At 47.0% G+C, this 12,388-nt stretch carries 10 protein-coding genes and 2 pseudogenes; 7 read left to right on the top strand and 5 right to left on the bottom strand.

All coding sequences use genetic code 11. The features are described 5' to 3' along the window. Positions 1 to 293: 293 nt before the first annotated feature. The 4 genes from QUA04_RS26245 to QUA04_RS26230 form a co-directional block, all read right to left on the bottom strand. Complete coding sequence (locus tag QUA04_RS26245; protein WP_333262800.1) at positions 294 to 800, bottom strand: asparagine synthase-related protein; 507 nt, start codon at positions 798 to 800, stop codon at positions 294 to 296. Then, entirely contained in the window at positions 781 to 1,965 is a 1,185-nt protein-coding gene (locus QUA04_RS26240) for an asparagine synthase-related protein (protein WP_333262797.1), read from the bottom strand. The genes QUA04_RS26245 and QUA04_RS26240 overlap by 20 nt, the downstream gene beginning before the upstream one ends. An 83-nt stretch (positions 1,966 to 2,048) precedes the next feature. Continuing rightward, the gene (locus QUA04_RS26235; RefSeq protein ID WP_333262795.1) at positions 2,049 to 3,509 is read right to left on the bottom strand and encodes a serine/threonine-protein kinase; all 1,461 of its coding nucleotides are present in this window, start codon (positions 3,507 to 3,509) and stop codon (positions 2,049 to 2,051) included. Between the two features lie 132 nt (positions 3,510 to 3,641). Continuing rightward, complete coding sequence (locus QUA04_RS26230; protein ID WP_015174889.1) at positions 3,642 to 4,646, bottom strand: LysR family transcriptional regulator; 1,005 nt, start codon at positions 4,644 to 4,646, stop codon at positions 3,642 to 3,644. 296 nt (positions 4,647 to 4,942) lie between these two features. On the opposite strand from QUA04_RS26230, the gene QUA04_RS26225 reads away from it, so the two are divergent. From QUA04_RS26225 to QUA04_RS26200, 7 genes and pseudogenes are all read left to right on the top strand, one after another. Further along, the gene (locus QUA04_RS26225) at positions 4,943 to 5,656 is read left to right on the top strand and encodes an NnrU family protein (RefSeq protein ID WP_333262792.1); all 714 of its coding nucleotides are present in this window, start codon (positions 4,943 to 4,945) and stop codon (positions 5,654 to 5,656) included. Between the two features lie 45 nt (positions 5,657 to 5,701). Then, positions 5,702 to 6,079, top strand: coding sequence for a thioredoxin family protein (locus tag QUA04_RS26220; RefSeq protein WP_333262789.1), 378 nt, complete (start codon positions 5,702 to 5,704; stop codon positions 6,077 to 6,079). A gap of 115 nt (positions 6,080 to 6,194) precedes the next feature. Continuing rightward, on the top strand, positions 6,195 to 7,643 hold the full coding sequence (locus tag QUA04_RS26215; RefSeq protein WP_333262786.1) for a Tic22 family protein: 1,449 nt from the start codon (positions 6,195 to 6,197) through the stop codon (positions 7,641 to 7,643). A gap of 224 nt (positions 7,644 to 7,867) precedes the next feature. Next, the gene (locus QUA04_RS26210; protein WP_333262783.1) at positions 7,868 to 9,913 is read left to right on the top strand and encodes an NAD(P)H-quinone oxidoreductase subunit 5; all 2,046 of its coding nucleotides are present in this window, start codon (positions 7,868 to 7,870) and stop codon (positions 9,911 to 9,913) included. Positions 9,914 to 10,302: 389 nt separating this feature from the next. Continuing rightward, a pseudogene (locus tag QUA04_RS30080) lies at positions 10,303 to 10,362 on the top strand (hypothetical protein); the annotation flags it as partial. Positions 10,363 to 10,408: 46 nt separating this feature from the next. Further along, positions 10,409 to 10,801 carry an IS1 family transposase gene (locus QUA04_RS26205; protein ID WP_333262779.1) on the top strand — a complete coding sequence of 131 codons (393 nt, stop codon included), beginning with the start codon at positions 10,409 to 10,411 and terminating at the stop codon, positions 10,799 to 10,801. Positions 10,802 to 11,149: 348 nt separating this feature from the next. Beyond that, a protein-coding gene (locus tag QUA04_RS26200; protein WP_333262777.1) for an IS630 family transposase occupies positions 11,150 to 12,107 on the top strand; the annotation gives its coding sequence in 2 pieces (ribosomal slippage) (positions 11,150 to 11,197 and positions 11,199 to 12,107; 957 coding nt in all). 6 nt (positions 12,108 to 12,113) lie between these two features. Here QUA04_RS26200 and QUA04_RS26195 read toward each other — a convergent pair. After that, positions 12,114 to 12,308: pseudogene (locus QUA04_RS26195) on the bottom strand (transposase); the annotation flags it as partial. Positions 12,309 to 12,388 lie beyond the last annotated feature (80 nt).

The following is a 12,388-nucleotide window of genomic DNA, read 5'->3' as shown; positions in this document are numbered from 1 at the left end:
TAAATAGTCTAAATGAAAGCTCATTACTCTAACTGTATTGGTTGAGCTATTTTACACCATAAACTCAGGAGAGCCAAATACACTGTATATCAAATCCGTTGGCATCGATCGGAATGATTCATCTGTCTCTTCCGTTTCTCTGTATCCTCTGCGCCCTCTGCGGTTTAATTCGGTTCTATAAACAAGAGCCAAAACCGCATAGGAAAAATGCCGCTGTCGCTCAAGAAATTTGGGCGTCAACTGCTGAAGTTGACACGACGAAAGGCACGGCGCAGTGTCCTAATTTTGGATAACTAACGGCGATTCACTTGTAACCAAATTTCCAGCGTCACCAGCAGCCACAGCTTCAGCCCATAGCGGGGAAAAACTTCCCCACGATAGTTTAGCCACTCGCGGATTAGTGTTTGATCGAGGTAAGGCGCGATCGCCGCATGACGATTCAGCAGCAACGATCGCGCTTGCCGCTGCCAATCCCTCACAAACCACTGCTGCATCGACATCACCATCCCGCTTTTCGGACGGTTGACAATGACATCGGGCAGCAAATCCGCCACAGCAGCCTTGAGAACCGCTTTTTCCTGCGCGCCCGAAAGCTTATATTCTGGCGGAATTTGCAAACTTAGTGCCACCATCCGCGAATCAAACAAAGGCGAGCAAGCTTTTAGTCCCGCCGCAGCCGTGAGATTATTCACCTTGGTCAAAATGTAATCGGCTCCTTTAAACTCAATGTTGAGCCGCATCAGCCGATTCAAAAACGTCGTTTCTGTCTCTTGCAATTCCTCAGCAAAGGGAAGGCGCATTCTTCACCTTTTCCCAAACCTCCGGCTTCAGCAAACGTGGCAAATCCACATAGCATTTTTGAAACGAAGTCAAGTAAGCTGCGATCGGATCGGATTTAACCTGAACCGAACCATACAAAGTATTCAGCAGCATCGGCTTTTTTTTCGGCCCGCCAAAGCACGGATCGCCGCCTTCGCCATTGAGTACCACGTCTACAAATTGCTTTGCCGATCGCCCCAACAGCAAATTGGGAACCGTCAAGCCTTCCCCCACCGGATCATCCATCGCCGCCAGCGTTTCCGGTAGCAACTCCCAAATTTGCTTTGGCGAAACTTCCAAAACGTGGTGCTCAGCGCCACAATGTGCTGCGACGATGTTGGCAAATTCAATCTCGCTAGAATGTTGAGCGCCAAAGTGCATCGAGAAAGTGTGTACCGGACAATCGTGCAGCCTTGTGGCGATCGCCGCGACGCAACTTGAGTCAATCCCGCCCGAAAGATATGCTGCGACTGGTTCTCCCGCTGGTAGCGCTTCCTGCACCAGTTGTTCCAAAAGCGATCGCACTTGTTGACTATGCCATTCCAAAGGGCGATCGGCGTTAGTAATTTGCTCCTCTGGCTGCCAGTATCTCTGCGCCTCAATATCCGGTAAGTACAGGTAGCTACCGGGCCGCAACTCTCGCACGGCTTCCCACAGCGTTTGTGCTCCGGGTACAAACGCACAGCACAAGTAGTCGCGCAAAGCAACTAAATCAAGTTCTCGATCGTGATACGGATTGAGCGATCGCAGTCGAGGCGCGATCCAGCGAGTCGTTCCTGTACGGGTGTAATAGAGGGTTTTGGCTCCCACGCGATCGCGCCCCAGACACAAGGTTTGCTCGTCTCTATCCCACACGGCAAGGGCAAATTGTCCTTCCAGTAAGCTCAAAGTTTGAGGACCTGACTGTTCCCATAGCCGCCCGACGATCGCCAAATCGGTCAATCCATCTGTGTCAATCTGTTGTTTGAGCGTGGGGGTGCGATCGAAGCAGCAGTCACCTACGAGCACAAATCGCTGATTGGGGCTGAAGGTGGGTTCAGATCCGATTATGGCAAAACCGGAAGTTTCCCAAGTTGCAGGGCGCGATCGGGCTTCTGGGCCCCAAGCAATCACCCAATTAGGGTAGATAGACTTCTGAGTCTGCATTTTAAATTAGACATCTCCCATAATTATTGTGGAACAGGCATCTTGCCTGTTCAAAACAGGCTTTTCTGGAGATGACTATTAGCTTAAAAAATATTAGAAAGTAACTTATAAATCAAGCGAAAAATAGCTGTGCCAGCGATCGCACCCAAAGCACCCAACCATCCCACAAACAACACGCCAGTGATCGGAGAATTCGGATAAATCGCAAGTGCCGCCGTTTGTAAAGCCGGAAAAAACCACAGCAAAGCCACAGTACCTGCACCAATAATCAACATCTCAGTTTGTTCGATCGCCCTGCGGTACTGGCCGTAAATCAAACCCGCCACAATCATCCCCAACAATCCGATACTCAAGCCAGGAGACGGCAGCAAACTCGTCAGGGCGATCGCCAGCAACCCCCCCTCAAAACCCGTAAACGCCGCCCCCGACAAAACCTCCCAAATCGAAAAAGTCGCTCTCTGCGAAGGTTGCAGCCCTCCTGGAGGAGTCGCAGGAACAGGTACAGGAGGCTGCTGAGTCGGTGGTAGCTGCTGAGTCGTTAGGGGAGTCGGAGTCCGTAGGGTCGGCGGCTGCACGACGATGTTAGGCTGTTGAGGTCGAGACATCAGAGCCGCTTCCACCTCACTCGCAGATTGAAACCGCTGGCTGGGAGCTGATAATAACATTCGATCGAGAACATGAGCCAAACGCGAACTTACCTGCACCCGCGACTGCCAATTCCACTCGTTTCTGTAACTATCAAAAAGCTCCGTCGGCTGCAAACCGCTCAGCAAAGTAATACAAGTCACAGCCAAAGCATACAAATCCGTTGCCGGATAAACTTCTTGCCCGCTCATCTGTTCTGGCGGAGCGTAACCCAAAGAATAAATACCAGTCGAAGCTTTTGCACTCCCAACACTTTGTGTTACTTGTTTAACAGCCCCAAAATCTAATAAATAAAGCCGACCGTTTTTACCCCGCATAATATTAGCAGGTTTAATATCCCGGTGAATCGAACCGCGAGAGTGGACAAAATCGAGAACCTTCAAAATTTCCCGCAGCACCTCCACCGTTTCCGCCTCCGAAAACCTGCCTTTAACAGCTAGTTCATCCTCTAAATTTTTACCGTCTATAAATTCTTGAACCAGATAGAAAAACTGATCGTTTTTTCCCGGCTGCAAACTCGTAACAGTCAGCTCAAAAAAAGCTAGCAAACTCGGAATTTGGGAATGTTCGTTTCCCAGTTCTTCCAGCACCGCCGCTTCCCGTTCAAACAGAGTTTGAGCGATTTTTAGCTGGGGCGGAGTCAGGCTTACCGACGGCTGCAAAAGTTTAGCAACGCACTGCCGCATCGCGGGAGTATAGCGGTCTCTGGCCAAAAATGCCGCCCCAAAACCGCCTTGACCCAACAATCTCACGGGCAAATAGCGCCCGCTCAAAATCATGGGCATCCCGCAAGCGGTGCAAAACTTTTGCTGCACCGTTTTCAGCCGCGAACTGTCATCGAGGTCGGGAAAATAGTTTTGAGGGCGCGGGCAGCCCGGTCGGGTGCAGTAAACTTCCATTTTTGTTTGGTAAGAAGAAGGAAGAGGGAAGAGGGAAGAAGGAAAAGGGAAGAAGCAAGAAAAAGTGATGGTTAAACCAGATTTCGATTTCTTAACTAACCGCGAACTGCTAACTGCCAGCGACCTAAGAGATTAACTTCCCGCCGAGTTGGGAGTTGCTATTTCTATGAATCCCAAATCGAGCGCCGGGGGTTCTTTCTTCTCCAGGATGGTCGAATAAGTAGCAAACTGGGGCAAAATTTCATTGCTGAAAGCCTCTGCTGCTTTAGAACGGTAGCGGTTGGGGTTGTAAATCAGCGACAAAATGCGAGTTACCAAAACTTCGTCCATTTGAGATTTGTGCAAGACGCCCATGAGCAACTCTTTTTCGATCGCCGAAACCGACACAAAAGCAGCTCCCAGCCCCGACTGAACGGCATTTTTAATGGCTTCGATCGAATTTAGTTCCATCTCTATTTTCAAGCGGCGCGTGTCAATGCCGCAGCGAGTCAGTACCTGATCGATTACTTTGCGGATCGTAGACTGCGAATCGAGGGATATAAACTGCAATTTGTAAAGGTCTTCTTTTTGGATAGTTTCTTGTTGTACCATCGGGTGAGAAGGAGGGAGAATCAGAGCCAGTTCGTCCTCAGCGTAAGGAACAATTTCTAAAGCTTCTACAAGTTCGGTAGGAATTTCTCCGCCAACAATTGCCAAATCGATTTGCCCGTTGGCTACACTCCACGCCGTGCGACGAGTCGAGTGAACGTGAAGCTGTACTGCTACATCGGGATACTTTTGGCGAAACATCCCAATCATCCGGGGCAGCAAATACGTCCCGGTTGTTTGAGAAGCGCCGACGATCAAAGTACCGCCTTGGAGATTTTGCAAGTCTTCCAGAGCTCGACAAGTTTCCTGGCAAAGCGATAAAATTTTCTCGCCGTAACTCAGCAGCAGGTGTCCGGCTTCGGTCAGTTGCGCCCGCCGCCCCCCCCGGTCAAACAACGGCACGTCCAACTGTCTCTCTAAGTTTTGCACCTGCAAGCTAACTGCTGGCTGGGATACATAGAGGCTGTCGGCAGCGCGTTTGAAGCTTCCTTCAGAGGCGATCGCCTTGAGAATGCGTAACTGGTCTAAAGTGAAAGGAAGGTCAGACATATATCTAAATTGTCAGTAGGTGTAGGGGCGGGTCTTCTGTCAATCTCTGCGGTTAATCGACAAGCTGGTTCGATTTGGTGTGCAAAAGTCGGAGTTGACTTGGATGCCAGTCATTTGGCTGCAACACACGCAACCTTAAAGTCAGTTGTACTCGTCCTCTGTCTTCGGTCTTTAGTTGCTATTGGGTCACTAATGACTGATGACTGATGACTGATGACTGATAACCGCTGAATGCTCCCATAGATACTTTGTGACACAAATTGGCCGAGAATCAATAACTTTTCTTAATATTTGCAATGACGATCGACTTGGCGCTCGACTCCCACTTAGTTATTCTGGGTCTATTACTGGTTTTTGCGATCGCCCACAGCGGTTTAGCAGCCCTCCGGCCCAAAGGTGAAAAGCTTATCGGGCCGAGACTTTACCGCGTTTTGTTTGCCCTTGTCAGTTTGCCGCTCGCCGTCATTCTGATTGTCTACTTTTTCAACCACCGCTACGACGGCGTACAACTTTGGCAAGTACAGGGAGTACCCGGAGTTAAACCCGCAGTTTGGATACTTTCGGCAATTTCCTTTCTGTTTCTCTACCCAGCAACTTTCAACCTCCTAGAAATTGCCGCCGTCCAAAAGCCCCAAGTTCACCTCTACGAAACGGGCATCATTCGCATCACCCGTCACCCGCAAATGGTGGGACAAGTGATTTGGTGCGTCGCCCACACCCTGTGGATTGGCACTAGCTTTACCCTCGTCACTTCCATCGGTTTGGTACTTCACCACCTGTTCGGAGTGTGGCACGGCGACAGGCGGCTTCAGGCTCGTTTTGGAGAATCCTTTGAAACCATCAAATCTCGAACCTCAATCATGCCTTTTTTGGCAATCCTACAAAAGCGTCAAACCCTTGATGTGCTTGAGTTTCTGCGCCCTTCCTATCTAGGTGTAGTCATTTTTACGGGCCTGCTGTGGGAAATTCATCCTTTTTTGATGCGTGTCACTAGGAACATATACTGGTAGCATGATCCCTAGGATAGAAAAAAAATTATTAAATTTTGAGGGCTCATGGTGTTGTCGGTTAGCGAACGCACTTTTGCACAAGAGGTGTTTCAAGCCTCTACCCCCGTTTTAGTTCACTTTTCGGCTCCTTGGTGCGGTTTGTGCCGCGCGATCGACCCCACGCTTAAGACTTTTGAGGCACAGTGGGCAGAAAAAGTCAAGCTCGTAGGGGTGAATGCTGATCAATGTTTCAAGTTGGCCCACACTTATCGGCTGACAAGTCTGCCCACGCTGATTTTATTTGAGGGCGATAAAGTTCGATTTAGATTTGAAGACTACCAAGGACGCGAGGAACTGCGGCGGACTCTGGATTCCTGGATGCTTGCGGCTCACGTAGCTTCCCCATCTCAACGGCTGCAACTTCAGGAAGTAGCCAACAGGTAACATTTTTAAGCCCCATAGCTGTTAGAGCCGCGATTTCTTAAAAAATTCGGGGATATAACAGCTATTGTGCCGGTAAGTACAAGATTTAACGAATTTAACACGTGTTAATACCACCATGTCTAATTTAGTTAAGGTTGACTTGCCCGCTGCCTCGGAAGCGGGAAATCTCGAAGCATTAGCACTGTCTAATACAGAAATTGACGAAAAGCTGCGCTCGGTGCCGGTGTTTACGATTACAGACGCGACTGGTGCGCCCCTGATCGCTTCTGTTCCCAAAAAAGGTGAGGGTCAAAGCGGCAATGATTCAGTGGCAGGAATTTTTATCAGCCAGCAGGATGCTCAAGCTTTTGTCGATCAACTGAAAACCAAAAATCCTGAGTTGGCGGCGTCGGTGCGCGTGATGCCGGTGTCGCTGGGGGAAATTTATCAGCTTTCTCAAGCAAATAAAGGCAAGCCGGAGGAGGTGCAATTTTCTTACGTTCCGGCCCAGCAGCAGGTGCAGTCGGCTAAAACTGTTCTTCAGCAGACTGGTCAACAGGTTAACGAGTTCAACGGTGTACCTCTGTTTTTGGCCAGAGGCGGTCCGGAAAATGGTTATTTGACGATTCAGCGCAACCAGCAAGAGGTGATTCCCATGTTTTTTAACAAGGAAGAACTGCAGGAACTGGTGGAGCGCTTCAAGCAGCAGCAGCCCAACGTGACAGCCACAATTAAGATTGAGGTGGTGACTTTGGAGAGCGTTTTGGAAGCTTTGCGTACTGAGGACGACGAGTTCTTGAACCAATTGATTTTGGTGCCGCCGCGGGAGTCGCTGGATTTTGTGCGCGAGGGTTCTGGAATTCTCACAGACTTTGAGCAGTTGAGGGCTTTTAATAACTTATTGACTGCATCCGCTAGCGGGCTTTTTCTTGACTTAACTCTTGGCAATGATTTATTTCAAATACCTCCAAACAGTGGGACTCAATTTCCTGGTGGCGTGCGAGCTTTAGACGGTAATGATACCGTGAGTGGTTCATCAGATGATGATGTAATTAATGGGAATGCTGAAAATGATGTGCTGCGTGGCGGCGCTGGTAGCGACTTGCTGCGGGGTGGCAAAGGCAGCGATTTAATTTTCGGAGATGATGGCAGCGATATTCTCAGCGGCGGTCAAGATAATGATAGTCTAGACGGCGGAAGTGGCAGTGATTTTTTGCGGGGAGGTAGAGGAAATGATACTCTCAACGGCGGCGAAGGCAATGATTTTTTATTAGGCGATGCAGGTTTTGATATTCTTACGGGCGGCGGCGGAACAGATACTTTTATTATCAAAACGGATGTTGATGCAGGGGTGCGGGATGCAAATTTTGCCGATCGAATTACCGATTTAAATCAAGGGGATAGAATTGCAATCGCAGGCAGTATCAGTCTTAATGACCTCAATTTCAATGCGGAGGGTGCAAACACGCTAATCTTGTTAGCTAATGGCGACATTTTAGCCAATGTTTTAAATGCAACACCGGCAACTGTTCGCAGTGCCACATTCATCGCATCCACTACAGATTCGATTCTGAACTTGGGGTAATCGCGATCGACCTCCGCAATATCAGTTTCACGGGCATTCATTCATCCCGACTCCGTTCGGGGTGAGATTTATGGCACATTAACTCCTAACAACCTAAATCGATAAGGCCGCCAACTCAGCATACTTCAAAAAAAATCAAGCATTTATGCCCAGTCGTCCAAGCCTGTGTCACAATTGTTTACAGTTTTGTCAATCTAGTAGAAACTTTAAACTACCTATCAGTCATGGAACTGCTTTATCAATACGCTTGGCTGATTCCTGTCCTGCCACTGGCAGGCGCAATGCTAGTAGGTCTAGGCTTAATCACCTTTAACCAGGCAACCAACAAACTCCGACAAGCGAATGCGATATTAATCGTCTCCGCGCTCGGAGGGTCAATGGTACTCTCTTTCGCATTGCTGTGGAGTCAACTACAGGGCCACGCACCCTACACCCGCACTATTCAGTGGGCTTCTGCTGGCGACTTTTCGCTGAATATGGGCTATATCATCGACCCCCTGACGGCGGTAATGCTGGCGATCGTCACTACGGTCGCCTTTTTGGTGATGATTTACACCGACGGCTACATGGCTCACGATGACGGATACGTGCGCTTTTACGCCTACCTGAGCATCTTCAGCGCGTCGATGTTGGGCCTGGTAATCAGCCCGAACATCGTTCAGATTTACATTTTTTGGGAACTCGTAGGTATGTGTTCGTACCTGCTAGTCGGGTTTTGGTACGATCGCAAACCCGCTGCTGACGCTTGCCAAAAAGCTTTTGTCACCAACCGCGTCGGCGACTTCGGCCTGCTGCTGGGCATCCTCGGCATTTACTGGGCCACCGGCAGCTTTGAATTTGAGGTGATGGGCGAGCGTCTCCACTCTTTAGTCGAATCCGGTGCTCTTTCGGCGACTCTGGCGACAATCTTCGGCGTCCTGATATTTTTGGGGCCAGCAGCCAAATCTGCTCAATTCCCCCTCCACGTCTGGCTCCCAGACGCAATGGAAGGCCCGACACCGATTTCGGCCTTAATCCACGCCGCGACAATGGTAGCCGCCGGCGTATTCCTGATCGCTCGGATGTACCCGGTGTTTGAAGGGCTGCCTGCAGTCATGAATTTGATCGCCTGCACCGGCTGTTTTACGGCATTTATGGGTGCTTCGATCGCGATTACCCAAAATGACATCAAAAAAGGCTTAGCCTACTCCACCATCTCCCAACTCGGCTACATGGTGATGGCAATGGGCGTCGGCGCTTACAGTGCCGGACTTTTCCACTTGATGACTCACGCTTACTTCAAAGCAATGCTGTTCCTGTGTTCAGGTTCAGTGATTCACGGTATGGAAGCAGTTGTAGGCCACAACCCCGCACTCGCTCAAGATATGCGAGTCATGGGCGGCTTGCGGAAATATATGCCCATTACCGCTTCTTGCTTTTTAATCGGAAATTTGGCAATCTGCGGAATTCCGCCGTTTGCAGGTTTTTGGTCAAAAGACGAAATCCTCGCCAGCGCCTTCGCAGCAAATCCCGCTCTGTGGGCTGTTAGCTGGCTGACGGCCGGGATGACCGCGTTTTATATGTTCCGAATGTATTTCAGCACCTTTGAGGGCGAATTCCGGGGCAATGACAGCGCCATCAAACGGCAACTCTTGCAACCCGGTGTTGTTTTTGGCCCGGGAGCGATGAACGTTAAGGAATTGGCATCAACTGGCGACAGTCACGATGAGCACGACCATTTGCCTCACGAATCTCCTCTGACAATGGCTCTGCCGCTAGTGTTGCTGGCAGTACCTTCTGTGTTTATCGGTTTTCTCGGTACGCCGTTTGCCAATTATTTCGAGAAGTTTGTTCGCGCTCCTGGCGAGTCTCTCGAAGAAGTTTTGGAACACGCTGCTGAGTTCAATTTGACGGAATTTTTGATTATGGGCGGAAGCTCTGTAGGTATTGCTTTGCTGGGCATTACTTTGGCTTCTCTGATGTATTTGAGCCGTAAAATTGATGCTGGGGCGATCGCCCAAAAAATCAAACCGCTTTACGAGTTCTCCCTCAACAAGTGGTATCTCGACGATATCAACGATTTTCTCTTTGTCAAAGGCAGCCGCCGTTTAGCGCGGCAAGTCATGGAAGTGGATTTGCGAGTCGTCGATGGTGTAGTCAACTTGACAGGGCTTCTCACCCTGGTTAGTGGCGAAGGTTTGAAATACTTTGAGAGCGGTCGCGCTCAATTTTATGCCCTGATTGTGTTTGTCGCAGTTCTGGGTTTTGCGATCGTTTCTGGAGTTAGTTAAATCGGTAGGGATACGGCATGGTTCCAAGCGTGTCAACAACCATGTCAAACCGACCGTATCTCTTGTTTGTCTCGAAGTCTAGATCCTCCCTAATCCCCAGCGCTGTTTCATTCTTGAATTTTAGCACAGCTAAAATTCTGAATGAAAAAATTCCTATCCTCATCGGAAACTCAAAATTCAACTATCAATTTTATTGATAGTTGAATAAGCTGTTTTTATTGCTGTGAATGGGTTTGGGGATTATGTTTTTTAAATTGCGCTCGGGTAATTGAGCTAATATACCTTGTTAATTAAGTAAAAATATCAGCTTTTATAGTTTGTAGTTTAGCCGGTAGTGGTCAAGAAGTAATGATGGTAAAATAGTAGCCTCGATAAGTTTTTTCTAAACTATGCCGAATTGTCCCCTTTGCTCTTCTTCCCGAACCGTGAAAAACGGTCACATTCACACAGGAAAACAAAGATTCAAATCTTACGACTGTGGTCGGCAATTTGCCATTGAATCCAGACAAGAAGGTGATCGACCCAGCGACGAAAGAACTAATCGACCGATTATTGCTAGAACGCCTCTCTCTTGCGGGCATCGCCCTTGCAGTCAAGGTTTCGGAGCAATGGCTTCAAGATTATGTTAACCGGAAATACGCTCGAATGCCCCGCACCGTACAGGTGTTATCAAAAAAAAAGGGAAAGCTAGCGATTCAATGTGATGAATTATGGTCGTTTGTAGACCATAAAAGCAATAAACAGTGGGTATGGTTAGCCTTGGACGTTAAGACCCGTGAAATTGTCGGGGTTTACATTGGGGCAAGAGACTCGGCCGCTTTGGTATTTGATCCATCATTACAATTTGTCATTACTTGTTTAGGACTACTAAGGAAGGATAGTCCCTAACAAGTAATGATAAGCTGTTGTGCCTTTAAATATGGTATAATTAAAACTTAATTTCTTCAAGAAGTCCAAAAAGACCCACCAAAAATCATCTCAATTCAAAACAAATAGAGAAACTACAAAAAGCTTTAAAATAGGAAGAACACGGAGATATCAGAGAAAAAATTATGGTGTTGCTTAATCAGGGTATGAAAATATAAGTTGAAAATCCCGAAGCTTTGTGGATATTGGTTTTTATGACTTGCATATTTAGCTCTTCATACCCTAAATAAGTAGTCAGACAGAATTAATTACACAAATACATAGTATAATGATATTTCCGGCAAAATTATGAGTTAATTACAGTTTCATATGATGTTTATCAGAGAAATAAACCCTCTTTCGTCTAAATTGCTCGACTCGAATTTATCGCCAAAGCCGACATCATCAGGTACGTCAACGAGCACATTGCCTCATATTAGCTTCGCAAAAAGTAAAAAAAGGAGAGTTAATGAATATTTTCAGCATAAGTTATAAGACCCTCTATAACTGGTTTAATCGGTGGGAATTAGAGGGAATGATAGGACTTTATAATAAACCCGGAAGAGGTTCTAAGCCACTATTTAACTCTTCGCAGAAAGCCCAAATTAAAGAGTGGGCTAAACAAGAACCAAGGCAATTAAAAAATGTTAGCCAAAAGGTTCAAGAGACCTGGGTCACAACTCCCAGTACAAAAACAATTAAAAGAATACTAAAAACTCTAAATATGAGTTGGCATCGTATGCGAAAAGGAGTTGCAGGAACGCCTCCAGCACAGGAATATCAAGAGAAAAAGGCGCAATTAGAAGAATTAAAGCAATTGGATGAGCAGGGTAAAATTGATTTATATTACTTGGATGAAACGGGATTTTGTTTGATTCCTTGTGTCCCCTATGGCTGGCAGGATATCGGAGAATATTTAACAATTCCTAGTCGTCGTAGTCAGCGAATGAATGTACTAGGAATTATGAATCGAAATAACCATCGTGAAACTTATATTTCATCTCAAAGTATTAATTCAGATGTGGTTATTGCCTGTATTGATGCTTTTTTTCCCACAGTAGATAAGCCAACGGTGATTGTCACAGATCAAGCTTCTATTCATACCAGTGATGCTATTGTTGACAAACTTGAAGAGTGGAAACAACGTAATATTACTCTTTTTGAGTTGCCTTCTTATTCACCTGAATTAAATTTAATTGAAATTTTATGGCGGTTTATTAAGTATGAATGGATTGAGATATCTGCTTACAAGAATTGGGGTACTTTTGTTAAGCTGTTCGACATCTAAACTGCATTAACTCGCGTTACCTTTGTTTTTGATGTTTCGGTTCCATTTCATAATTAATTCTCCTTCATTTAAAAGTTTATGTAACAGTGATTCTAGTTTTTCAATGGATTCAAATAATCTATTAGCAACATATTCCTTGGCGGAATGCCATACTAATTCAACTAGGTTATAGTCAGGGCTATACTTGGGCAAAAACTCTATAATTAGGGTTTGCTGAATAATCGATCGCAAACTAAGAACAGGAGCGATCGATATATTCAAACTCAACTAAAGATAGATTT

The sequence above is a fragment of the Microcoleus sp. S13_C5 genome (assembly GCF_036700845.1).
Lineage (GTDB): Bacteria > Cyanobacteriota > Cyanobacteriia > Cyanobacteriales > Microcoleaceae > Microcoleus.
Note: the sequence above shows the minus strand (reverse complement) of the source record. Positions and strands in the feature narration are given on the sequence as shown.

Bases quoted from the DNA above. Each gene is read 5' to 3' on its own strand.
- QUA04_RS26245 (WP_333262800.1), bottom strand. From the start codon at position 800: ATGCGCCTTCCCTTTGCTGAGGAATTGCAAGAGACAGAAACGACGTTT.
- QUA04_RS26240 (WP_333262797.1), bottom strand. From the start codon at position 1,965: ATGCAGACTCAGAAGTCTATCTACCCTAATTGGGTGATTGCTTGGGGC.
- QUA04_RS26235 (WP_333262795.1), bottom strand. From the start codon at position 3,509: ATGGAAGTTTACTGCACCCGACCGGGCTGCCCGCGCCCTCAAAACTAT.
- QUA04_RS26230 (WP_015174889.1), bottom strand. From the start codon at position 4,646: ATGTCTGACCTTCCTTTCACTTTAGACCAGTTACGCATTCTCAAGGCG.
- QUA04_RS26225 (WP_333262792.1), top strand. From the start codon at position 4,943: ATGACGATCGACTTGGCGCTCGACTCCCACTTAGTTATTCTGGGTCTA.
- QUA04_RS26220 (WP_333262789.1), top strand. From the start codon at position 5,702: ATGGTGTTGTCGGTTAGCGAACGCACTTTTGCACAAGAGGTGTTTCAA.
- QUA04_RS26215 (WP_333262786.1), top strand. From the start codon at position 6,195: ATGTCTAATTTAGTTAAGGTTGACTTGCCCGCTGCCTCGGAAGCGGGA.
- QUA04_RS26210 (WP_333262783.1), top strand. From the start codon at position 7,868: ATGGAACTGCTTTATCAATACGCTTGGCTGATTCCTGTCCTGCCACTG.